This window comes from Flavobacterium ginsenosidimutans (assembly GCF_003254625.1).
GTDB lineage: Bacteria > Bacteroidota > Bacteroidia > Flavobacteriales > Flavobacteriaceae > Flavobacterium > Flavobacterium ginsenosidimutans.
Genome location: NZ_QJRJ01000028.1, coordinates 1 through 473 on the forward strand (window position 1 = coordinate 1; position 473 = coordinate 473).

The 473-nt window shown below is 50.7% G+C and carries 1 rRNA gene; it reads left to right on the forward strand.

The annotated features are described in order from the left end of the window. Positions 1–20 precede the first annotated feature (20 nt). Positions 21–473 (forward strand): 16S ribosomal RNA (locus tag DM444_RS00135); the annotation flags it as partial.

The window sequence follows — 473 nt, forward strand, 5'->3', positions numbered from 1 at the left end:
GAGATATAATATAAAAATATACGATGAAGAGTTTGATCCTGGCTCAGGATGAACGCTAGCGGCAGGCTTAACACATGCAAGTCGAGGGGTAGAGGCTTTCGGGCCTTGAGACCGGCGCACGGGTGCGTAACGCGTATGCAATCTGCCTTTCACAGAGGGATAGCCCAGAGAAATTTGGATTAATACCTCATAGCATTATGACCCGGCATCGGGATATAATTAAAGTCACAACGGTGAAAGATGAGCATGCGTCCCATTAGCTAGTTGGTAAGGTAACGGCTTACCAAGGCTACGATGGGTAGGGGTCCTGAGAGGGAGATCCCCCACACTGGTACTGAGACACGGACCAGACTCCTACGGGAGGCAGCAGTGAGGAATATTGGTCAATGGGCGCAAGCCTGAACCAGCCATGCCGCGTGCAGGATGACGGTCCTATGGATTGTAAACTGCTTTTGTACGGGAAGAAACACTCC